At 68.3% G+C, this 21,824-nt stretch carries 23 protein-coding genes, 1 pseudogene and 1 riboswitch; of the genes and pseudogenes, 16 read left to right on the plus strand and 8 right to left on the minus strand.

The window, feature by feature from the left end; translation table 11 throughout:
- Nucleotides 1-78: 78 nt before the first annotated feature.
- The 3 genes from mscL to V7060_RS01145 form a co-directional block, all read right to left on the minus strand.
- Nucleotides 79-480 (minus strand): large-conductance mechanosensitive channel protein MscL, encoded by a 402-nt coding sequence (mscL, locus tag V7060_RS01135; RefSeq protein ID WP_334177429.1) that lies wholly within the window; start codon nt 478-480, stop codon nt 79-81.
- 80 nt (nt 481-560) lie between these two features.
- Complete coding sequence (locus tag V7060_RS01140; RefSeq protein WP_334177430.1) at nt 561-1,268, minus strand: fumarylacetoacetate hydrolase family protein; 708 nt, start codon at nt 1,266-1,268, stop codon at nt 561-563.
- A 64-nt stretch (nt 1,269-1,332) separates the two neighbouring features.
- Nucleotides 1,333-1,611 carry a hypothetical protein gene (locus tag V7060_RS01145; protein WP_334177431.1) on the minus strand — a complete coding sequence of 93 codons (279 nt, stop codon included), beginning with the start codon at nt 1,609-1,611 and terminating at the stop codon, nt 1,333-1,335.
- Between the two features lie 90 nt (nt 1,612-1,701).
- Between V7060_RS01145 and V7060_RS01150 the strand changes: the two genes are divergently transcribed.
- Nucleotides 1,702-2,025, plus strand: a complete 324-nt coding sequence (locus tag V7060_RS01150) for a Rieske 2Fe-2S domain-containing protein (protein ID WP_334177432.1) — start codon at nt 1,702-1,704, stop codon at nt 2,023-2,025.
- Nucleotides 2,026-2,037: 12 nt separating this feature from the next.
- Here the strand turns inward: V7060_RS01150 and V7060_RS01155 are convergent, their stop codons facing one another.
- Nucleotides 2,038-3,123 carry a cache domain-containing protein gene (locus tag V7060_RS01155; protein ID WP_334177433.1) on the minus strand — a complete coding sequence of 362 codons (1,086 nt, stop codon included), beginning with the start codon at nt 3,121-3,123 and terminating at the stop codon, nt 2,038-2,040.
- Between the two features lie 219 nt (nt 3,124-3,342).
- Here V7060_RS01155 and pncB point away from each other — a divergent pair, with 219 nt between their 5' ends.
- Both pncB and V7060_RS01165 read left to right on the plus strand, forming a co-directional pair.
- A complete protein-coding gene (gene pncB / locus V7060_RS01160; protein WP_334177434.1) occupies nt 3,343-4,512 on the plus strand; it encodes a nicotinate phosphoribosyltransferase in 1,170 nt (389 codons plus the stop codon).
- A 65-nt stretch (nt 4,513-4,577) separates the two neighbouring features.
- The gene (locus tag V7060_RS01165; protein ID WP_334177435.1) at nt 4,578-5,417 is read left to right on the plus strand and encodes a DUF3667 domain-containing protein; all 840 of its coding nucleotides are present in this window, start codon (nt 4,578-4,580) and stop codon (nt 5,415-5,417) included.
- 116 nt (nt 5,418-5,533) lie between these two features.
- Here the strand turns inward: V7060_RS01165 and ettA are convergent, their stop codons facing one another.
- Complete coding sequence (gene ettA / locus V7060_RS01170; protein WP_334177436.1) at nt 5,534-7,201, minus strand: energy-dependent translational throttle protein EttA; 1,668 nt, start codon at nt 7,199-7,201, stop codon at nt 5,534-5,536.
- Nucleotides 7,202-7,414: 213 nt separating this feature from the next.
- On the opposite strand from ettA, the gene V7060_RS01175 reads away from it, so the two are divergent.
- From V7060_RS01175 to thiL, 12 genes are all read left to right on the plus strand, one after another.
- Nucleotides 7,415-7,918 (plus strand): RcnB family protein, encoded by a 504-nt coding sequence (locus V7060_RS01175; RefSeq protein ID WP_334177437.1) that lies wholly within the window; start codon nt 7,415-7,417, stop codon nt 7,916-7,918.
- 121 nt (nt 7,919-8,039) lie between these two features.
- Nucleotides 8,040-9,308 (plus strand): serine hydroxymethyltransferase, encoded by a 1,269-nt coding sequence (gene glyA / locus V7060_RS01180; protein WP_334177438.1) that lies wholly within the window; start codon nt 8,040-8,042, stop codon nt 9,306-9,308.
- Nucleotides 9,309-9,316: 8 nt separating this feature from the next.
- The gene (gene nrdR, locus V7060_RS01185) at nt 9,317-9,853 is read left to right on the plus strand and encodes a transcriptional regulator NrdR (protein ID WP_192202052.1); all 537 of its coding nucleotides are present in this window, start codon (nt 9,317-9,319) and stop codon (nt 9,851-9,853) included.
- Nucleotides 9,854-10,127: 274 nt separating this feature from the next.
- Nucleotides 10,128-10,373 carry a hypothetical protein gene (locus V7060_RS01190; protein ID WP_334177439.1) on the plus strand — a complete coding sequence of 82 codons (246 nt, stop codon included), beginning with the start codon at nt 10,128-10,130 and terminating at the stop codon, nt 10,371-10,373.
- Nucleotides 10,366-11,463 carry a bifunctional diaminohydroxyphosphoribosylaminopyrimidine deaminase/5-amino-6-(5-phosphoribosylamino)uracil reductase RibD gene (gene ribD / locus V7060_RS01195; protein WP_334177440.1) on the plus strand — a complete coding sequence of 366 codons (1,098 nt, stop codon included), beginning with the start codon at nt 10,366-10,368 and terminating at the stop codon, nt 11,461-11,463. The genes V7060_RS01190 and ribD overlap by 8 nt, the downstream gene beginning before the upstream one ends.
- A gap of 8 nt (nt 11,464-11,471) precedes the next feature.
- Nucleotides 11,472-12,233 (plus strand): class I SAM-dependent methyltransferase, encoded by a 762-nt coding sequence (locus V7060_RS01200; protein ID WP_334177441.1) that lies wholly within the window; start codon nt 11,472-11,474, stop codon nt 12,231-12,233.
- A 180-nt stretch (nt 12,234-12,413) separates the two neighbouring features.
- A riboswitch (FMN riboswitch) is annotated at nt 12,414-12,623 on the plus strand.
- A 139-nt stretch (nt 12,624-12,762) separates the two neighbouring features.
- Entirely contained in the window at nt 12,763-13,356 is a 594-nt protein-coding gene (locus tag V7060_RS01205; protein ID WP_334177442.1) for a riboflavin synthase, read from the plus strand.
- 173 nt (nt 13,357-13,529) lie between these two features.
- Nucleotides 13,530-14,624: a 3,4-dihydroxy-2-butanone-4-phosphate synthase gene (ribB, locus tag V7060_RS01210; RefSeq protein ID WP_334177443.1), complete on the plus strand. Its 1,095-nt coding sequence runs from the start codon at nt 13,530-13,532 to the stop codon at nt 14,622-14,624.
- Between the two features lie 63 nt (nt 14,625-14,687).
- Nucleotides 14,688-15,155 carry a 6,7-dimethyl-8-ribityllumazine synthase gene (ribH, locus tag V7060_RS01215; protein WP_334177444.1) on the plus strand — a complete coding sequence of 156 codons (468 nt, stop codon included), beginning with the start codon at nt 14,688-14,690 and terminating at the stop codon, nt 15,153-15,155.
- 22 nt (nt 15,156-15,177) lie between these two features.
- Nucleotides 15,178-15,645 carry a transcription antitermination factor NusB gene (gene nusB, locus V7060_RS01220; protein ID WP_334177445.1) on the plus strand — a complete coding sequence of 156 codons (468 nt, stop codon included), beginning with the start codon at nt 15,178-15,180 and terminating at the stop codon, nt 15,643-15,645.
- A gap of 1 nt (nt 15,646) precedes the next feature.
- Nucleotides 15,647-15,898 (plus strand): helix-hairpin-helix domain-containing protein, encoded by a 252-nt coding sequence (locus tag V7060_RS01225; RefSeq protein ID WP_334177446.1) that lies wholly within the window; start codon nt 15,647-15,649, stop codon nt 15,896-15,898.
- A 13-nt stretch (nt 15,899-15,911) separates the two neighbouring features.
- A complete protein-coding gene (thiL, locus tag V7060_RS01230; RefSeq protein WP_334177658.1) occupies nt 15,912-16,859 on the plus strand; it encodes a thiamine-phosphate kinase in 948 nt (315 codons plus the stop codon).
- Between the two features lie 155 nt (nt 16,860-17,014).
- On the opposite strand, the gene V7060_RS01235 is transcribed toward thiL, so the two are convergent.
- Nucleotides 17,015-18,394, minus strand: a complete 1,380-nt coding sequence (locus tag V7060_RS01235; RefSeq protein WP_334177447.1) for an FAD-linked oxidase C-terminal domain-containing protein — start codon at nt 18,392-18,394, stop codon at nt 17,015-17,017.
- A gap of 233 nt (nt 18,395-18,627) precedes the next feature.
- Between V7060_RS01235 and V7060_RS01240 the strand changes: the two genes are divergently transcribed.
- Nucleotides 18,628-20,034, plus strand: coding sequence for an FAD/NAD(P)-binding protein (locus tag V7060_RS01240; RefSeq protein ID WP_334177448.1), 1,407 nt, complete (start codon nt 18,628-18,630; stop codon nt 20,032-20,034).
- A 3-nt stretch (nt 20,035-20,037) separates the two neighbouring features.
- Here V7060_RS01240 and V7060_RS01245 read toward each other — a convergent pair whose 3' ends face one another.
- Both V7060_RS01245 and V7060_RS01250 read right to left on the minus strand, forming a co-directional pair.
- Nucleotides 20,038-20,427, minus strand: a complete 390-nt coding sequence (locus V7060_RS01245) for a YraN family protein (RefSeq protein WP_334177449.1) — start codon at nt 20,425-20,427, stop codon at nt 20,038-20,040.
- Nucleotides 20,417-21,673: pseudogene (locus tag V7060_RS01250) on the minus strand (penicillin-binding protein activator); the annotation flags it as partial. The gene V7060_RS01245 and the pseudogene V7060_RS01250, both read right to left, overlap by 11 nt.
- Between the last annotated feature and the right edge of the window lie 151 nt (nt 21,674-21,824).

Consider the following 21,824-nt stretch of genomic DNA (forward strand, 5'->3'; position numbering starts at 1 on the left):
AACGAAGGCCACGAGCTTAGCAGCCCGTGGCCTCGCGGTTCCTTTGCCGGTGTTGCCGGTTCGGAATGCAGCGTCCGCCTACTTCTTCAGCGAATCACGGATCTCGCGCAGCAACAGGATGTCCTCGGGCGTGGCGGCGACGGGTGCGGGCGCGCGGACGCGGTTGTAGGCCTTGAGGAACACGAAAATGGCGAACGCGATGATCAGGAAATCGATCAGGGTCTGCAGGAACGCACCGTAGTTCAGCAGCAGGGCCGGCGTGATTTCCGCTCCGGCGGCGTCGACCTGCGCCTCGCGCAGGGTCACTGCCAGGTCGCCGAACTTGACGCCCCCGGTCGCCAGGCCCACCAGCGGCATGACGATGCCGTCCACCAGGCTGCTGACGATCTTGCCGAAGGCCGCGCCGATGACCACACCGACGGCCAGGTCGACCACGTTGCCGCGCGAAATGAATTCCTTGAACTCGCTGATCATGCCCATGCTGTTTTTCCTCGCTGTCGTCAGCGCCGTCGCGCCATCGGCGGGGACTATAGCGCGCATGGCGAAGGTTGTTGCAGGACTCAGCCCGTGATGCGGCCGCTCAGTTCCACCACGCCATCCAGCGAGGCAGTGAAGCTGTCGCCCGGTACCAGGGCCGCCACGCCGGCCGGGGTACCCATGAAGACCAGATCGCCCGCCTTCAGCGCATAGAGCAGCGACAGTTCATGCAGGATGTCCGGCACGTCCCAGATCAGGTCGTGCAGCGCCCCATGCTGCCGGACCTGACCGTTCACGCGCAGGGTCAGCGTGCGGTCTTCCAGCGTGCCGATACCGGAGGCCGGAACGAGTTCGCTGATCGGCGCCGAATGGTCGAAGCCCTTGCCGGTATCCCACGGCAGGCCCTTGGCCTTCGCCGCCGCCTGGAGGTCGCGACGCGTGAGGTCCAGGCCGACGCCGTACGCAATCACGAGTGCCTGCGCATCCTCGCGTGCGAGCGGGCCGGCGGGCGCGTCGGTGCCAAGCGCGGCGACCAGTTCCACTTCATGGTGCAGGTCCTGCGTGCCCGGCGGGTAGGGGACATCCGCATTGCCGGTGACGAGGGCATCGGCAGGCTTGTGGAAGAACACCGGCGTGCCGCGATCCGCCTTGGAGGCCGGCGCCGTGGCGCCCATCTCGCGCGCATGGTCGGCGAAGTTGCGGCCCACGCAGAAGATGCGACGCACAGGGAACGTGCTGCCGTCGCGCACGGGCACGCGCGGGACGGGCGGGGCGGGAATGAGATCGGTCATGGGCGGCCGTGCAGAAGGAGAACGGCCGCAGAGTGTAGGCGGGAACCGGGTCCCGGACGCAGGCTCAGCGTGGCAGCGGCAGCACCGGTTTGTCGCGGACCACGCGGTACTCCGCATCCACCACGCGTGCGTCGCGGGCCTGCGGCTTGCCGCGCTGGCGCACCAGCTTGTAGATCAGGCCGCCGGCGATCATCGCGGCGCCCACGAACACACTGAAGAACACCAGCACGCCCAGCAACGCGACGCCCAGCAGGCCCAGGCCGACCCGCAGCAGCGGATGGCGCGGCTTGCGCGGAGCGAAGGCATGGCGGAAAGCATTGAACTGGAAGTGGCGTGCGTACATGGCAGTGCGTCGTGACAGAATGCGGCCGAAGCCGGTACGCGCAGTATCGGATGACCGTTATGTGACCGTGTGAGGACTTCGTTAAGCGCCATGCGACTGACCGCACTGAATGACATCCTCGATGGTGGTTTCGCTGAAGTTGAAGCCGTGATCAACGACGATGCCGAATCGTTGATCCTCTTCCGCGACGGCGACGACGTGCGCGCGTGGCTGAATGTCTGCCCGCATGCGGGCCGTCGCCTCGACTGGGCGCCGCGCCAGTTCCTCAAGAGCAAGGAAGGGCATCTCGTCTGCGCCGCGCACGGCGCGTCGTTCGAACTGGTCGGTGGCGACTGCGTCGCAGGCCCGTGCCGCGGCGACTCGCTGCGTGCCGTTGCCGTGCAGGTACGCGACGGCGAGGTATGGCTGGACTGACGCGGAAGGGCATCAGTCGATGCTCTGGACGATCACGCAATGCCAGCCGGTGCGATAGGTCTCGTAACCCGGCGATGCGGCCTGCGCGACGCAGTGTGCACGGCCATCCATGACGAGGTCGGCCGCCGCGCGCGGCTGCGCGAACAGGGCGGCACGTCCGGGAAAGTCCAATCGCGATGACGCCGCATCGCCGCCTGCGGTGTCGGCCAGCACCTGCCCGTGACCATCGACGATGCAGACCCGGCTGCGACGCCACTCGGCTTCCGACAACGGCGTGCGCTCGACGATGGTCTGCGCCAGGGCGTCCCAGCGGAACACGATGCCGAGCACGCCGAGCGGCCGTCCCGTCACGCGACCGCCCTCGCGCACCGTGCAGGCGTAGACCAGCACGCGCTCGCCCCCGGCCAGCGGGCTGGCGTGCATCGACTGGAAGCCGAACGCCTCGCCGCTGGTGGTCGCCATGGCCGACTGGAACCAGGCCTGCTGCGCCACCGACTGCCCGGCCGAGCGGTACTGGCGCGGCCGCCCATTGGCGATGACGTTGCCCTGCAGGTCGGCGAGCACCAGGTCGAAGTAGACGGTGTACGAATCCAGGATCTGGCCGAGCCGCTGGCCGGCATGGGCCAGGGCCGCCGCATGCGGCTCCTGCACGGCCGCCACCATCGCGGCATCGGTGGCCCACCAGCGCACATCGCAGCTGCGTTCGTACAGATTGCGGTCGATCAGGTCGATGTTGGCGAGCGCCAGATCGGTCAAGCGGGTGCGGCGCACATTGGTCTGCAATTCGTCCAGCCGTCCGCGCAGGTCGGTGCTGGTGCGGCCGGCCATCTGGTCGATCTCGCGCGCGGTATCGCTGACCCGCCGCGACAGCGTATCCATCTCTTCCGCGATCACCCCGAAGCTGCGGCCGGCCGTGCCGATGCGGACGGCCTCGATGCGGGCGTTCATCGAGATGATGCGGGTGACGCGGTTGATCTCGTCGATCTTCTGCAACGACTGGCGCAGCTGTTTCAGCAGCGAATCCGACAGCCCAGACACGGACTGGATATGGTCGTCGATGCCGGCGTCGGATACGGAGGCGGCAGTGCGTGCGTTCATGGAGCTCCTGGCAAGAAGAGGCAGGGCGGCAGCACGCCTGGTTCCGATGACGGCCTGTCGATCCCGTTGTCGAAGCGCTATCGGCGTGCGGACAGGGCGCTTTAATCGGCACCGTCGCGGTGCGGGGTTTCCCCGCGATGGGGCGTTGTCGGGCAACCGATGCGATGTCGTCCGCCGAGCGTGCGACCATGGCGTCCCTGCTCTGCCTGCGTGACCGGCATGATGATTCCCTCGCTGCTCGACACCGACCTCTACAAGCTCACGATGATGCAGGCGGTGCTGCATCAGCATCCCGCTGCGCAGGTCCTGTACCGGTTCAAGTGCCGCACGCCGGGCGTGGACCTGGTGCAGCACCTTGACGCGATCTCGGCCGGGATCGACCAGCTTTGCACGCTGCGTTTCAGTGGCGACGAACTGCGTTTCCTGTCCACGTTGCGCTACATCAAGCCCGACTTCGTCGATTTCCTGGAACAGTTCCAGCTGCGCCGGCGCCACGTGCACATCGCGCCGTCCACGCAGGTGCCCGGCGAACTGGACCTGACCATCGACGGCCCGTGGCTGCAGACGATCCTGTTCGAAGTGCCGGTACTGGCCATCATCAGCGAGACCTGGATGCGGGCGCAGCCCGATGGCGACGTGCAGGAAGGCGAGCGCCGCCTGCGCGCCAAGCTGGGGCGGCTCCGCGACGCAGCGCCGGACTGCACCATCACCGATTTCGGCACGCGGCGCCGTTACTCGCACGACTGGCATGCACGATTGCTGCCGATCTGCCAGCAGGTGCTGGGCGGGCAGTTCGTCGGCACCAGCAATGTCCACTTCGCGCGCCAGTACGGCATGACGCCGCACGGCACGATGGCGCACGAGTGGCTGCAGGCCTTCCAGCAGCTCGGGCCGCGCCTGCGCGATTCGCAGCGCGCCGCCTTCGAGGCGTGGGCGCAGGAGTACCGGGGCGACCTGGGCATTGCGCTGTCGGACGTAGTGGGGCTGGACGCCTTCCTGCGCGACTTCGACCTGTACTTCAGCAAGCTGTTCGACGGCATGCGCCACGACTCGGGCGATCCGCTGGCGTGGGGCGATCGCGTCATCGCGCACCTGGAGGCGCAGCGGATCGATCCGCAGGGCAAGACGCTGGTCTTCAGCGACGGGCTGGATATCGACGCGGTACTGCGCATCCATGCGCACTTCCGTGGACGCTGCAAGGTGGGCTTCGGCATCGGCACCAACCTGACCAACGATGTCGGCCCCAAGCCGTTGCAACTGGTGCTCAAGATGGTGCGCTGCCAGGGCCAGCCGGTCGCCAAGGTCAGCGACACGCCGGGAAAGGGCATGAGCGACGATCCGGATTTCGTGGCCTATCTGCGCAAGGTGTTCGGACTGCCGATGGAGTGAGTGGTTTCGCATGGGCCGGTTCCACAACAGGCGGACCGCCCTCTAGAATGCGACGCTTTCATGCCATGGGGATGGCGATGTCGGATATGGGGAAGTGCGCCAATTGCGCGCGCGTGACGGATGGTCCCGAACAGAAGTTTTGCCCCGCCTGCGGCCAGCCGACGCCGGTGCACCGCATCGACTGGCATTTCCTCGGTCATGAGCTGGAGCACAGCGTGCTGCACATGGACCGCGGTGTCCTCTATACCTTGAAGCAGCTGATGCTGCGCCCGGGGCATCTCATCCGCGACTACATCGAGGGACGGCGGGTGGGCGTCGTCAAGCCGTTGTTGCTCGTCATGCTGACAGGCGCTGCTGCGACGCTGATGGCGCACTACGCATTGGATGGTGATGCGTTGGGTTCATCTTTTACCCAAGGTGTCGAAGCTGGAATGCATCAAGGAAACGCCAATGCCAAGCAGGCCCAAGCCGCGGCCACAATGATGAAGGTGTTCGGTTTCGTGAAGGATTGGATGAATAGTCACCTGACCTTGATCACCTTGCTGGTGCTCCCGGTGCAGGCGGCGGCCTTCAAGCTGACGTTCCGACGGTTCAAGCAGATCAATTATCCGGAGTGGCTGGTGATCACGTCCTTTCTGACGGCGCAGTTGTTCGTCGTGTGGGCGGTCTTCATGCCGGTGCAGCGCTGGTGGTCGGACGCGCAGATGGCCATGATATTGCTCGCGGTCATCTTGAACCTCCTCTCGCTGACGCAGGTTTTCCAGGGGTATCCGCGTTGGAAAGCTTTCCTGCGCGGAGCGGCAGGCTTCGCCATGGTCCAAGTGATAACCGCGATCGCGGCATTCGTCGGTGCGATGATTCTTGGCGTTCTTGTTGGCAGCGGCCGGATTCAGTTGCCGGCCTGAGCGTGCCAGGGCGTGGCTGGATGGTTCAAGGGAATGATCCGGCCGATGGTTCTGCATGACGAAAGAAAAAAGTCCGCCGTTCGGCGGGCTTTTTTCTTGGATATCAGCGTGCAGGCTTACTTCAGCGCCTTGAACCGCAGGCGGTGAGGCCGCGCGCCTTCCTCGCCCAGGCGACGCTTCTTGTCTTCCTCGTACTCGCGGTAGTTGCCCTGGAAGAACTCCACGTGCGAGTCGCCCTCGAAGGCGAGGATGTGGGTGGCGATGCGGTCCAGGAACCAGCGGTCATGCGAAATGACGAACGTGTTGCCGGGGAACTCCAGCAGTGCGTCTTCCAGCGCACGCAGCGTTTCGATGTCCAGGTCGTTCGACGGTTCGTCGAGCAGCAGTACGTTGCCGCCCTGCAGCAGCGTCTTGGCCATGTGCAGGCGGCCGCGCTCACCGCCGGACAGCGAGCCGACCATCTTCTGCTGGTCCTGGCCCTTGAAGTTGAAGCGGCCGATGTACGCGCGCGACTGGATCTCGATGCCGTTGATATTGAGGATGTCCAGGCCGCCGGAGATTTCCTGGAACACGTTGTGGTTGCCTTCCAGCTTGTCGCGGCTCTGGTCCACGTAGGCCAGCTGCACGGTCGAGCCGGTGGTGATGGAGCCGGAGTCCGGCTTCTCCTGGCCCGTGATCATCTTGAACAGCGTCGACTTGCCGGCGCCGTTCGGACCGATGATGCCGACGATGGCGCCGCCGGGGACGAGGAAGCTCAGGTTGTCGATCAGCAGTCGGTCGCCGAAGGTCTTGGAGACGTTCTTGAATTCGATGACGTTGTTGCCCAGGCGCTCGCCCGGTGGGATGAAGATCTCGTTGGTCTCGTTGCGGCGCTGGTAATCCACCGACTGCAGTTCTTCCAGGCGGGCCAGACGTGCCTTGCCCTTGGAGCGGCCACCCTTGGCGTTCTGGCGTGACCACTCCAGTTCCTTCTGGATGGCCTTCTGGCGCGACTTCTCCTGGTTCTCTTCCTGCTTCAGGCGTTCGTCCTTCTGCATCAGCCAGTCGGTGTAGTTGCCCTTCCACGGAATGCCGCGGCCGCGGTCGAGTTCGAGGATCCACTCGGCGGCGTTGTCGAGGAAGTAGCGATCGTGGGTGACCGCGACCACGGTGCCCGGGAAGCGGGCGAGGAACTGCTCCAGCCACTCCACCGACTCGGCGTCGAGGTGGTTGGTCGGTTCGTCGAGCAGCAGCATGTCCGGCTTCTGCAGCAGCAGGCGGCACAGCGCCACGCGGCGCTTCTCGCCGCCGGACAGCTTGCCGACGATGGCGTCCCACGGTGGCAGTCGCAGCGCGTCGGCGGCCACGTCTAGCTGGTTTTCCAAGGTGTGCGCGTCACCGGCGGCGAGGATGGCTTCCAGGCGTTCCTGTTCCTTGGCCAGCGCGTCGAAGTCGGCGCCTTCTTCGGCGTAGGCCGCATACACCGCTTCCAGTGCGGCCTGTGCCTGCAGCACGTCGCCCACGCCTTCCTCGACGGCCTGGCGGACGGTGTGTTCGGGATTCAGTTCCGGCTCCTGCGCCAGGTAGCCGACCTTGATGCCGGGCTGCGGACGGGCCTCGCCTTCGAAATCGGTGTCCACGCCGGCCATGATCTTCAGCACCGTGGACTTGCCCGCGCCGTTCAGGCCCAGCAGGCCGATCTTCGCGCCGGGATAGAAGGACAGCGAGATGTCCTTGATGATCTGCCGCTTGGGCGGGACCACCTTGCTGACCCGGTTCATGGTGTAGATGTATTGCGAGGACATGCTGGCTCCGGTACGCAGGCCCCGGCGCCCGGCCGGGACGGCAGGCGGGGAGGCACATGGGAAGGCGGCGATTATAGCCGCTCCGGCCGGGCCGACCGCCGGCTGAATACGTTTCGACGGCATGCCTTTGACGCGGCCGTAACCGTTTTCCAGCGGGAATCGGTTCAGATGTGATCGGCATGATGGTCCCACGTGCCACACAGAGGGGTTTCCATGAATACCAAGCGTCTTTTCCAGAGCATGGCTTGCGCTGTCCTGGCCTTCGCCGTCACCGCCCCCGTGCTGGCGCGCGACGACCGCGGGCATGATCGCAGCCGTTCCCACCACCATGACCGCCGCGATGATCGTCGCGACTGGCGTGAAGATCGCCGCGACGATCGCCGTGACCACCGCGACCAGCGCCAGGCGTACCGCCATGGCTACCACGACGGACGCCGGGACGACCGCCGCTACGATGATCGTCGTTACGATGACCGCCGCTATTACGCCCCGCCGCGGGTCGCGTATCGCCCGGCCCCGCCGAGCTACCACCGCTGGGCCAAGGGCCAGCGCTACCGCGACTACTACCGCGGCCCGGTGTACGTGGTGAACGATTACAACCGTTACCACGTGCGTCATCCCCCCCGCGGTTATCACTGGGTGCGCGACGATCGCGGCAACCTGCTGATGGTCGCCATCGCCACCGGCATCATCGCCGACCTGCTGCTGCACCACTGAGCCGGCGGTCCCGATGCACCGAAAAGCGCGCTCCGGCGCGCTTTTCCTTTTTTCGGCGGGGTCGGCGGGGGCAGGGCGGGCTACAATCGGCATCCCCGCCCTGCCATGCCCCGGAGACCCGATGTTCCCGCGCGACGCCCGCATCGAAACCTACGATCCCGAACTGGCCCAGGCCATCGCCCACGAGGCGCGCCGGCAGGAGGATCACGTCGAGCTGATCGCCAGCGAGAACTACGCCAGTCCGCGCGTGCTGGAAGCCCAGGGCAGCGTGCTGACCAACAAGTACGCCGAAGGCTATCCGCACAAGCGCTATTACGGCGGCTGCGAGTACGTCGACGTGGCCGAGCAGCTGGCCATCGACCGCGTGAAGCAGCTGTTCGGCGCCGACTATGCCAACGTGCAGCCGCATTCCGGCTCGCAGGCCAACCAGGCCGTCTACTTCGCGCTGCTGCAGCCGGGCGACACCATCCTCGGCATGTCGCTGGCCCATGGCGGCCACCTGACCCACGGCGCCAAGGTCAACGCCTCGGGCAAGCTCTTCAACGCCGTCCAGTACGGGGTGAACGACCAGGGCCTGATCGACTACGACGACGTCGAGAAGCTGGCGCTGGAGCACAAGCCGAAGATGGTCGTGGCCGGCTTCTCCGCCTATTCGCAGGTCGTCGACTGGGCGCGCTTCCGTGCCATCGCCGACAAGATCGGCGCCTACCTGTTCGTCGACATGGCGCATGTGGCCGGCCTGGTCGCGGCTGGCGTCTACCTGAACCCGCTGCCGCATGCGCACGTGGTCACCTCGACCACGCACAAGACGCTGCGTGGCCCGCGCGGGGGCATCATCCTCGCCAGTCGTGCTGGTTTGGGGCCGGCCGGCGAGGACATCGAGAAGAAGCTGCAGAGCATCGTCTTCCCTGGCATCCAGGGCGGTCCGCTGATGCACGTCATCGCCGCCAAGGCCGTGGCGTTCAAGGAGGCGCTGGAGCCGGAGTTCAAGACCTACCAGGCGCAGGTGGTGAAGAACGCGCAGGCGATGGCGAAGACGATCATCGCGCGCGGCTACAAGATCGTGTCCGGCGGTACCGAGAACCACCTGATGCTGGTCGACATGATCGGCAAGGACGTCAGCGGAAAGGATGCGGAAGAAGCGCTGGGCAAGGCGCACATCACCGTCAACAAGAATTCCGTGCCGAACGATCCGCGCAAACCCTTCGTGACCTCCGGCCTGCGCATCGGTACGCCCGCCGTCACCACGCGCGGCTACGGCGAGCAGGACTGTGTTGATCTGGCCAACTGGATCTGCGACGTGCTGGATGCGCCGACCGACGAGGCCGTGCTGGCCAAGGTGCGCGATGCGGTCACCGCGCAGTGCCGCAAGTATCCGGTCTACGGCTGACCTGCGACGTGCACTGCCCCTTCTGCCAGCACACCGACACCCGCGTGATCGATTCGCGCGTGTCCGAAGACGGCGCGACGATCCGTCGTCGCCGTGAGTGCGAGGCGTGCGGGGAGCGGTTCTCCACGCTGGAGAACATCGAGATCAAGCTGCCGGCGGTCATCAAGGGCGATGGCCGCCGCGACACCTTCGATGCGCGCAAGCTGCGCGCCGGATTCGACCGGGCGCTGCAGAAGCGGCCGGTGTCGGAAGAACAGATCGAGGCCGCCGTGCGTGCGGTGATCCATGCCATTCGCATGAGCGGCGAGCGCGAGATCGCATCGCGCAAGATCGGCGAGTTCGTGATGAACGAACTGCGCAAGCTCGACCACGTGGGTTACGTGCGCTTCGCATCGGTCTACCGCAGCTTCGAGGACGTGGCCGATTTCCGCGAGGAGATCGAGAAGCTGGAGCGGGACCTGCCCGCCGGCGCCGGCCAGCTGTCCCTGCTGGGCGGCGACGTGGTCCCGTTCGACAAGCACGCGGACAAGAACAAGAAGCGCTGAACCGTGCGCATCGACGGGATCGGTCGATACCTGCAGCATGTGCCGACGCTGGCGGCGCTGCACCACGCAGAGTGGGGTGCCCTCTACGACGGCTGGACCTTGCAGGCGGCGGCCGATGAACTGCATGACCACGCGACGCGTACCTCGTTGCCGACCACCCTGCTGTTGCTGGATGGTGAAACGTTGCTGGGTTCGGTCAGCCTGCTGCTGGAGGACGCGCCCGCGCTGCAGGATCGTGGCTCCCCGTGGCTGGGAAGCCTGTTCGTGCTGCCCGATGCGCGTGGTCGCGGTGGCGCGCGCGCTGGTCGAGGCGGCCGTGGCGCATGCCGCACATCACGGGGTGTCCTTGCTGCGGCTGTTCACGCTGTGGCACGAGGATTTCTATGCGTCGCTCGGCTGGCATGTCGAAGAGCGCACCTCGCTGCACGGGACGCCCGTGGTGATCATGTCGATCCGGCCCGCGCAGCGCGTGGCGCATACTGGCGCTCCTCCCGAGACCGCGTGGACGACGCATGACTGATACCGCCTTTTCCGCGTTCGACCACCAGCGCATGGCACGCGCGCTGCGGTTGGCCGAGCGCGGCGCCTACACGACGCGTCCGAACCCGATGGTCGGCTGCGTGATCGCGCATGGCGAGCAGATCGTCGGTGAAGGCTGGCACCAGCAGGCCGGTGGCCCGCATGCGGAGGTGTTCGCACTGCAGGTGGCCGGCGAGCACGCGAAAGGCGCGACCGCCTACGTCACGCTGGAGCCGTGTGCGCATATGGGCCGCACCGGGCCGTGCGCGGACGCGCTGGTGGCCGCCGGCGTCGCCCGCGTGGTCGCGGCGATGCGCGATCCGTTCCCGCAGGTCGATGGCGCCGGTTTCGACCGGCTGCGCGCGGCGGGTATCGCCGTGCAGTCCGGGTTGATGGAAGTACAGGCGCGCCGGTTGAATCGTGGATTCCTGTCGCGCATCGAACGCGGGCGACCATGGATGCGGGTGAAGCTGGCGACCAGCCTGGACGGCCGCACGGCGATGGCGAACGGCGACTCCAAGTGGATCAGCGGTGAAGCGTCGCGCCGCGACGTGATGCGCTGGCGTGCCCGCGCCGGCGCCATCCTCACGGGTGCCGGCACGGTGCTGGCCGACGATCCGTCGCTGACCGTGCGCTTTGGCGACGACACGGCGTTCGAACCGCCGCTGCGCGTGGTCCTGGATCCCGGCCTGGCCACGGTGGCGCGCGGCAACGTGCGGCAGGGCGAAGCGCCGACCCTCTATATCCACGCCGCCGATGCGAAGCCGCCGCGCGACGTCGACGTGCAGCGTGCGGTCGCGCCCGCGACGGGCAGCAACTTCGACCTGAAGGCGGTGCTGGAACTGCTGGGTACGCGCGGCATCAACGAGGTGCACGCCGAAGCCGGCGCGACGCTGGCAGGTGCGTTCCTGGCGGCAGGGCTGGCCGACGAGGTGCTGCTCTACGTCGCGCCGGTGCTGCTGGGCGACCAGGCGCGGCCATTGTTCGGCGGACTGGGCATCCAGGCGATGGCCGACCGCCTGAAACTGGCGATTGTAGACAGCCGCATGATTGGCGAAGATCACCGCCTCCTGCTGCAACCTGCCCGTTGACGCTCGCCATGGTGGCCTTCAAGGATCATTTTTCCGGCGTCGCCGACGTCTACCTCGCATCGCGCCCGACCTATCCGGATGCGCTCTACTACGTGATCGCGTCGGCGGTGCCGGCCAGTGCGCAGGTCTGGGAGCCCGGCTGCGGCAGTGGCCAGGCCACGCACGGACTGGCCGCGCGTTTCGCCCATGTGTACGCCACCGATCCCAGCGCCGCGCAGATCGAGCGGCACTGGGCGAACGGGCAACCGGACGTCAACGTCAGCCTGGCCGTCGAACCCGCCGAGACGACCGCGCTGGCGGACCGCAGCGTGGACCTCATCGCCGTCGCGCAGGCGTTGCACTGGTTCGACCGTCACCGCTTCTTCGATACCTGCGAACGCGTGTTGCGCCCCGGCGGCGTGCTGGCGGCCTGGACCTACCAGGACATCATCTTCGAGGACGATCTGGCCGAGGTCGCCGAGAAGGTGCGCGACGATATCGATCCGTACTGGCCGCCGGAGCGTGCCGACGTCGACATGGGTTACGGCGACTACGTGTGGCCGTTCGAGACCGTTGCCACGCCGCGGCTGTGGCTGACCGCCGACTGGAACCTGCCGACGCTGCTGGGGTATTTCGGCAGCCTGTCGGCGACCGGCAGCTATCGTGCCGCGACCGGGGAGGACCCGGTCTACGCCCACACGCCGGCACTGGGCGAGGTCTGGGGCGATCCGCAGCGGGTGCGCACGCTGCGCTGGCCGCTGATCCTGCACCTGCGCCGGAAACCGCTGTAGGAGGGGCTGGCCAGCCAGTCGGCTGTTGAAGGCCAGCCGCGACGCTCCTGGCGCGACGCCGACGAAGCACCGAGGGTCGGGGCGGAAGCCCCTCCGGCAGTGGCGCGGAACGCTGCGTTCAGAGCCGCCGCCGCAACCGGCGTGTAGAATGCGCCGGCCGGTCCGCCGGCACACCACCAACGACGTCTTCAGGGCGGGGTGCGATTCCCCACCGGCGGTAGGTGGCGCGTTCTTCTGAACGCCCACGAGCCCGCGAGCGCCTGGGTGACATGCGAGTCCCTCGCAAGAGTTCGCACATCCTTGTGCGGACTGTGCAATGTCACCCAAGGGTCAGCAGATCCGGTCCGATGCCGGAGCCGACGGTCATAGTCCGGATGAAAGAAGACGGCATCGCCGAACCGCGCGACAGCGCGGCGTCGTGCGCCTGCCTTCGCGCCCCGGAGGCGTCTCCGCTTTGCTTTCGCGAGAGACGCCGCATGCCTTCCACCAGTCCCTGTGCTGTCCCCGTCCTCCATCCGGAGGCCTGCTGATGTTCACCGGCATCATCGAAGGCGTCGGCCGCATCGTGGCGCTTGAACCTGTAGGCGGCGACGTCCGCCTGACCGTCGCCGTGGGCACGCTGCCGTTCGACGCCGTGCAGTTGGGCGAGAGCATCGCGGTCAATGGCGTGTGCCTGACCGTGATCGCGTTCGATGCCGCCAGTTTCCAGGCCGATGCGTCCACCGAGACGCTGTCGCTGACCACGCTGGGCGGGTTCACCCAGGGCGCGATCGTGAACCTGGAGCGCGCGATGCGTCCGACCGATCGCCTGGGTGGTCATCTGGTCAGCGGCCACGTCGATGGCGTGGGCCGCGTGCTGTCCGTGCACGACGACGCGCGTGCGCAGCGCTGGCGCTTCGCCGCACCCGCGCCGCTGCTGAAGTACATCGCGAAGAAGGGTTCGATCTGCGTGGACGGCGTCAGCCTGACGGTCAACGAGGTGGACGGCGAAGGCTTCGAGGTCGCGCTGATCCCGCATACCGTCTCGCACACCGCGTTCGTCGCCACCGCCGTCGGCGACGCGGTGAACCTGGAGATCGATCTGGTCGCGCGCTACGTCGAGCGCCTGCTGGGCGCGCGCTGAGTGGCGTCAGACCCGTCAATCGACACCGTCTCCCCCGCCGTCATCCCAGCGAACGCTGGGATCCACTTTGACGTTGTTGCTTCGCTGCCAAGACAGACAAAGCATAAAGATCAAGATGGATCCCAGCGTTCGCTGGGATGACGACTCCTCTTCCGTTATCCGAGCACTGAAAGATGGCTTTTTCCCCGATCCCCGAACTGCTGGAAGAGATCCGCCAGGGCCGCATGGTCGTCATCGTCGACGACGAGGACCGCGAGAACGAAGGCGACCTGATCATGGCGGCCGAGCTGGTCAAGCCGTCGGACATCAACTTCATGGTCACCCATGCGCGTGGCCTGGTGTGCCTGTCGCTGACCCGCGAACGCTGCACGCAACTGGGCCTGGCGCCGATGGTGCAGAACAACACCGCGCAGTTCCACACCAACTTCACCGTCAGCATCGAGGCGGCCGAAGGCGTCACCACCGGTATTTCCGCCTACGACCGCGCGCATACCGTGCGCACGGCGGTGCGGCCGGATGCGAAGCCCAGCGACCTCAGCCAGCCGGGCCACATCTTTCCTCTGATCGCCCAGCCCGGCGGCGTGCTGACGCGCGCCGGCCATACCGAGGCGGCGGGCGACCTGCCGCTGCTGGCGGGCCTTGAGCCGGCCGGCGTGCTGGTGGAGGTGTTGAACCCGGACGGCAGCATGGCGCGGCGTCCGCAGCTGGAAGTGTTCGCGCGCGAGCACGGACTGAAGATGGGATCCATCGCCGACCTGATCGCCCATCGGCTGGCCACCGAGCACACCGTCGAGCGCATCGACGCGCGCGACATCGAGACCGAGTTCGGTCCCTTCCAACTGGTCACCTACCGCGACCGCATCGCTCACGACCTGCACTTCGCGCTGGTCCGCGGCACGCCTGGCAAGGCCACGCCGACGCTGGTGCGCGTGCAGGTGGAGAACCCGTTGAGCGACCTGCTGCACTGGCGGCGCGACGATTTCGGCGTACACGCGACCGACGCACTGCGCGCGATCGCGGCCGAAGGGCAGGGCGTGATGGTCGTACTGTCGGAACCGCGCAGTGCCGACGCATTGCTGGCGAAGCTGCGCAAGCAGCCGGAGGTGAAAGGCAATGCGAAGGATGTCGGGCAGTGGCGCCGGAACGGCGCGGGCGCGCAGATCCTCGCCGACCTCGGCCTGGGCCAGCTGCGCGTGCTGGGTACGCCACGGCGGCAGGTCGGCCTGGCCGGCTTTGGCCTGGACGTGGTCGAGTACGTCCAGCCCTGACCCTCGCAGGCAGACCGGCCGGTCGCCCCGGCTGGTAGACTTCCCCACCCCAAGGAACCCGCCATGTCCCACTACGAAGGCGACCTGCGCGCGCCCGCTGGCGCCCGCTTCGCGATCATCGCCAGCCGCTGGAACCCGCGCATCACCGATGTGCTGGTGGCCGGTGCGCGCCAGAGCCTGGCCGGCAACGGCGTGGGCGAGGATGCGATCGACGTGGTGCGCGTGCCGGGTGCCTGGGAAATCCCGCTGGTCGCCGCGCGCCTGGCGGCGGCAGGCGATCACGCGGCGCTGATCACCCTGGGCTGCGTGATCCGTGGCGATACCCGCCACTACGAACACGTCGCCGACCGCTGCGCCGAAGGCCTGATGCGCGTGCAGCTCGATACCGGCGTGCCGGTACTGAACGGCGTGCTGGCGGTGGAACGCATCGAGGATGCCGAGGCCCGCGCCGGCGGCAGCCATGGCAACAAGGGCGAGGAAGCCGCGCTGGCCGCCATCGAGATGGCGCAGCTGCTGGAACAGTTGCCGTAACCCAAGAATCGCAGGAGCCGACGTGAGCCGACAACATCATCCCCACCGCAAGGACGGCATCGATCCGGTCACGCGCGCGCGCGCGCGGCGCCGCGCGCTGCAGGCTGTCTACGCGTGGCAGATGTCGGGCGGCGAAGTGGGCCAGGTGATCGCGCAGTTCGCGCACGAGCAGGCGCACGAGATCGCCGACCTGGAATATTTCGAGGACCTGGTGCGCGGCGTCGTCAGGCATCGCGCTTCGCTGGACGAGGCGTTGCTGCCGTTCCTCGACCGCACGGTGGAGGAGGTCGATCCCATCGAGCGCGCGGTGCTGCGCATCGCGGCATACGAACTGATCCATCGCCTCGACGTGCCGTACCGCGTGGTGCTGAACGAGGCCATCGAAACCGCCAAGCGTTTCGGCTCCGAACACGGCCACACCTACATCAACGGTGTGCTCGACCACGCCGCCGTGGAATGGCGGCCCGCCGAGGCCCAGGCGCGGCGCTGACGTGTCCGGCGACGACGCACGGTTTTCGGCGGGCGAACGCGACGCTCTGCTCGCAGTGAAGGGCGTCGGCCCGACCGTCGTGCAGCGGCTGGAGCAGATGGGCATCGCTTCCTTGCGGCAACTGGCCGTGGCCGAGCCGTCCGAGATCGTCGCCAGCGCGGCCGGCCTGACCGGTTCCACGTGCTGGAAGAACAGTCCGCAGGCACGCGCGGCCATCCAGTCGGCCGTGGATTTCGCGCGCTCGCGGTCCTGACGCCATCGTGGGCATCGGCGAATTCGACCTGATCGCCCGCATCCGCGCCCGCGCGGGCAGCCGCGACGACATCGTGCTCGGCATCGGCGATGACGCAGCGCTGCTGGCGCCACCGCCCGGCCGGCAGCTCGTCGTCACCGCCGACACGTTGAACGAGGGCGTCCATTTCCCGCACGGAACGTCGCCGGCCGATATCGGCTGGAAGGCGCTGGCGGTGAACCTGTCCGATCTCGCTGCGATGGGCGCCGAGCCGGCGTGGTGCACGCTGTCGCTGTCGTTGCCGCAGTCCGGGACGGCGTGGATCGATGGCTTCCTCGACGGGTTCCTCACGCTGGCCGGCGAGCACGGCATCGCGCTGGTGGGCGGTGATACGACGCGCGGCCCGTTGTCGGTGTCGGTGACCGCGATGGGATTCGTGGATGCCGGTCGTGCACTGCGTCGTGATGGCGCGCGGATCGGTGACGACGTCTGGGTGACCGGCACGCTGGGCGATGCGGCCGGCGCGCTGGCGTTGCTGGAAACTGATCCGGCGCATGCGCTGCGTGCGCGCCTGGACCGGCCCACGCCGCGTGTACGCGCAGGGCTGGAACTGGGCGGCCTGGCGAACGCCTGCGTCGATGTGTCCGACGGCCTGCTGGCCGATCTGGGCCACATCGCATCGCGGAGTGGCGTGGCGGCGCAGGTCGATGTCGGCGCCCTGCCAATGTCGGATGCGCTGCGCGGGGCACTCGATGACACGACGCGCACCGCGTTGCAGGCCGGCGGCGGCGACGACTACGAACTCTGCTTTACCGCGCCTGCCGACGCGCATGCCCGCATCGATGCCGTGTCGTCGCAGCTCGGCCTGCGGATCACGCGTATCGGCTGGATCACGGCAGGCGAGGGTGTGCATCCCGTGGATGCCGATGGCCAGCCTTGGTCGCCACCGCGCCGTGGCTACGATCACTTCGCGACGTCCTGAGCTTGATGATTGGTGTGGGAGCGACGTAAGTCGCGACCGCATGTCGTCAGCGCACATCGACCGTCAGTAGTCCGGCGAGGGAAAGACCGAATGGTGTCGACAGCATCCCGTTTGCGCATGGGGCACGGTCGCGACTTACGTCGCTCCTACAGGGATCAGGGTGGCGGCAGCACCTTGCCCGGATTGAGGATGCCGTCGGGATCGAGGGCTGCCTTGACCGCGCGCATTGCCGACAGCGTAGCCGGCGAGAACGCATCGGCCATGTAGTCGCGCTTGCTCAGGCCGATGCCGTGTTCGCCGGACAGCGTGCCGCCGAGTGCGAGCACCTGTGCGAACACCTTCGGCAGTGCGGCGTACGCACGCGCGGTTTCGTCAGCGTCGCCATCGTCGTACATGAGGTTCACGTGCAGGTTGCCGTTGCCGGCGTGGCCGAACACCACGATCGGCAGCGCGGATTCAACGGACAGCGCTTCCATCGCGGCGACGAGGTCCGGGATGCGCGAAACCGGCACCACCACGTCTTCGTTGATCTTGCCGGGCCTGATCGTGCGCAGTGCCGGCGACAGCGCGCGCCGTGCCGCCCACAACCGGTCGCGCGCGGCGCCGTCCTGGGCGACGTCCAGCGCAAGCATGCCGTCGCCTTCCGCGGCGTCGGCCAGCGCCTGCAGCGCGTAGGGCAGGGTGTCGTCCTCGCCGTCGGCTTCCACCAGCAGCATGGCGCCCGCCTCGGGCACGTCGCTGCCGTTGTGGCGGATCAGCGCGATCGCGCTGCCATCCATGAATTCCAGCATCGCCGGCGTCGCCGGCCGCGCCATGATGCGCGACACCGCTGCCGCCGCAGTCGCCGCATCGCGGTACAGCACGCGCAGGCCGGCCTGCGCTCCCGGACGCGGCGCGAGTTTCAGCGTCGCTTCCACGATCAGCGCCAGCGTGCCTTCGCTGCCGACGATCAGGTGCGTCAGGTCGTAGCCGGTCGCGTCCTTGGTGTACGCGCCGCCGCAGCGGATCAGCTCGCCCGCACCGGTCACCGCGACCAGGCCGAGCACGTTGTCGCGCGCGGTGCCGTACTTCACTGCACGCGGGCCACCGGCGTTGGTGGCGAGATTGCCGCCAACGCTGCAGGCATCGGCACTCGACGGGTCCGGGGGCCAGAACAGGCAGTGCGGCGCGAGTGCCTGCTGCAGTTCGCCGTTCAGCACGCCCGGTTGCACGACCACGCAACGGTCCGCGGTGCGGATGTCGACAATCCGGTCCATGCGCGCGAACGACACCACCACGCCGCCCTGCGTCGGCACAGCCGCGCCGGTGGTGCCGGTGCCTGCGCCGCGCGCGACGATCGGCATCTTGTGCTCGCGGCATGCGCGCACCAGCGCGACGACGTCGTCCTGCGTGCGCGGCAACGCGACCGCCGCCGGCATCGCCCACCGCCGCGAATCGTCGCCACCGAACGGACGACAGGCCTCGCCGGTCAGCCAGCCACCGCCGAGACGGATCGACATCGCATCGTGCAGCGCAGGGGGCAGCGTTCCATCCATGCGGGCATTGTACGGATCGGGCGCGCGCTGTCCCGTGCTGATACTGCGCCGGCATGTGCACATGCCGGATCGCCATGTCCGTCGGCGATGTCGTGTCAGCGCCGGTAAATCAACGTCTTGGCGTGCAGCGTGATCGCTCGATGGCGAATGCACGCATCGCGCTAACCGATTCCTTACATCCGCGCGAACCGTGGCTGCTAGAAATCGCCCGGCCCAATCGACCGGAGACATACATGCGCATCACCATCGTGGGAGCGGGTTTCAGCGGCAGTGCGCTGGCGACGCAGTTGGCCTCGACAGAGGAAGGCGCGCCGGAGGTGTGCCTGGTCGGCGTGGGCGATACCTTCGCGCGCGGCGTGGCGTACGGACAAGCGCGTCCGGAACACCTGCTCAACGTGCGTGCCGGCCTGCTGGGGACACATCCAGACAGGCCGGACGATTTCGCGACATGGCTGAGTCTGGGATTGCGCGGTCGCGACGAGTTCCTGCCGCGCGTCGCGTACGGCGACTATCTCGCCGAACGCCTGCGTGAGGCGCACGAAGCTGCCGGCAATCTGTCGCTGGTGCGGCAGGAAGCCATCGCGATCAGCCGCGTCGGCGAGGGTTATCGCGTGCACCTGGACGATGGCGGCTACTTCGCCAGCGATCGCGTGGTGTTGGCGCTGGGCGCGTTGCCGCCACAGCGGCTGGCGGGCATCGGGCCGCGGCTGGCGCAGAGTCCGCGCTATATCGGTTGGCCGTGGCAGGACAATGCGCTGGAGCGCATCGAAGCCGATGCGCGCGTGCTGATCGTTGGTACCGGGCTGACCATGGCCGACGTGGTGGCGACGCTGGCCGCGCGCGGACATCGTGGCGGACTGACGGCGATCTCGCGCCACGGACTGCCGCCGCGCGCGCATGCCGCCGTGCCCGGGCCAGCGATCGAATTGCCGCCGAGCATTCGCCACGCACTCGGCGGGCGCGACCTGCGCGCGTTGCTTGCCGCAGTGCGCTCGCTGGTCCACGTCGCGCCGGACTGGCGCAGCGTGGTGGACGGCCTGCGACCGCATACGCAGGCGTTCTGGCGCAGCCTGCCCGACGCGCAGCGCGCGCGCTTCCTGCGCCATCTGCGGTCGCACTGGGAGGCGGCGCGGCATCGCATCGCACCGCGCGTCGCCGAGGTGTTGGCGAGCCTGCAGGCGAGCGGGCAGCTGCAGGTGCGTGCCGCCCGGCTGCTGCGCGCCGGCCTGCGTGCGCGGGCCGCAGAGGTGCTGCTGCGGGGACGCGGCCAGGTGCAGGCCGACGTGGTGCAATACGACTACGTGATCCGTGCCACCGGTCTGGATACCGACATCGTGCGCACCACCCATCCGCTGGTGTCGCACCTGCTCGACGCGGGCCTGGTCGTGGCCGATCCACATGGCCTGGGCGTGGAGGTTGGCGACGACCTGCAGGTACGGGACCGCCACGGCGCACCGGTGCGAGGACTCTACTGCCTGGGTCCGCTGTTGCGTGGGCGGTTATGGGAAATCACCGCAGTGCCGGAGCTGCGTGTCGCGGCCGCCGCGCTGGCGGCCACGTTGCGTGCGGACACGAGGTCGTCGGTCAGAAGGACGGGCGACGGCCTGGCGCGCGAGCTGCTGCTCTCGGCCGGGCTGTAACGGTCAAACCTCGTCTGCGCGGAAGGCGTCGCGGATCCATTCCAGTTGCGGCGCGTCGGGATCGCCCCGTGCGTCGACCACATCGAAACGGCACGGGGCATCGGCGAGCGAAGGATGGTCCTGCAGGAAGCGTTGCGCCGCATGCACCAGCCGGCGGCGCTTGCCGATGTCGACGGACGCCGTGCCGCCGCCGAACGCCTGCGACTGGCGATAGCGCACTTCGACGAACACCACCACCGGAGCACCCGGGCGGGTGGCATCGCGCATCACCAGATCGAGTTCGCCGCCACGGTAGTTCGCATTGGCGGCGAGTTCGGTCAGTCCTGCGCGTCGCAGCAGTTCGCGCGCGGCGACTTCGACGGCATGCCCGCGGGCGCGCCGGTCAACCGCCATCCGCGATCGGCACCGCACGGCCACCGGCGAAGGTGGACCACGATGGCGTGCGCACGACGTTGCCGAAGCCATCCAGCTGCAGGCGGCCGGTGGCGCCACGCAGTTCGGCGTTCGCACCCGTTGCCAGCTTTTCCAGGTAGGCCGTCAGCAGCCAGGCGTCGTAGCCGAAGGCGAACAGGCGCGCAGCCGGACCGCGTGCAGTCGGCACGCGCTCGCCGGTGACGCTGGCGGCAGGGAGGGCGGGCACACCACGCGAGGTCCAGGCCTCGGTCGGGAACGCGATGCCGTCCAGTGCCATGTCTTCTTCCGGCTTGCCGGTACCCGAACTCAGCTGGGAGGTGCCGACGCGCGTCTTGCCGCCCAGGCCGGCCAGCGCCAGTTGCGGCGTCAGCGCGCGCGCCGTGCCGCCGCGTACCGCCAGGAACACCGCATCGGCGCCTTCCTGTGCGGCGGCGGCGAGCGCGGCCGACAGTTCGCCCGGCGCATCCTGCACGCGGATCACGCGCGTGATCTTGCCGCCGCGCTCGGCGAAGCGTTCGGCGAACGCCTTCGACGCGCGCCGGCCGTTGTCGTCGTTGCCTTCGATGACCAGCGCCGCGCGACGCTCGCGCGCGAACAGGTATTCCGCCGCCGCCAGGCCATCGTCTTCCGGCGCCAGTGAAAAGCCTGCGTTGCCTTCCGGCACCGCCACCGCGCCCCGGTTCAACACCAGCAACGGCGTGGCGAGCTGCGGCTGCTGGAACAGTGCGCTGACTTCGTCGCGGCCCAGCGGGCCGACCACGAAATCGGCGCCCTCGGCGGCGGCGCGCGCGTAGGCCGCCGTCGCGCCGGCGGCGGTGCCGGCGGTGTCGTAGAACTGGAGGTCGGGACGGCGTCGGCGTTCGCCGTAGTAGCCCGCCAGCAGACCGTCGCGTACCGGCGCGGCGGCGGTGGCCAGGTTGCCCGACAGCGGCAGCAGCACGGCCAGCTTCATCGGCGGCCGGTAGCCGTCGGAGTCGGCGGGCGGGCGGTTGCCGGCGTCGAAGCGCCATTGCGTGCCGCGGTCGAACGGGCGCGGCAGCGGCAGGCCGCGGCGCTGCAGCGCGCGACCGGCGAAGTTGTACAGCGGATCGCCCGACGGCAGGGCGGCGGCGTCGCGGGCGAGGGTGGCGTCGTCGAGCGTCGCCAGCAGGCGGTCGATCTCGCGCGCGTTGTCGCTGCGCGCCTGGCCGCTGAGCGCACCGTCCTGGCGGGCCAGGGTGGCGGCATTGGCGAAGGCCGGCGCGAAGCGCGCCGTGGACGTGGCGGGGCCACCGCCCGGCGTGGTCGCGCAGCTGGCCAGCAGGGCCACCAGCAGCAGGGCCACCAGGGTCCGCGCGGGACGGATGCGTGCAGAAAGCGTGCGGGCGACAGGCAGG

Origin of the sequence: Pseudoxanthomonas sp. (assembly GCF_036845285.1) — a bacterium.
Lineage (GTDB): Bacteria > Pseudomonadota > Gammaproteobacteria > Xanthomonadales > Xanthomonadaceae > Pseudoxanthomonas_A.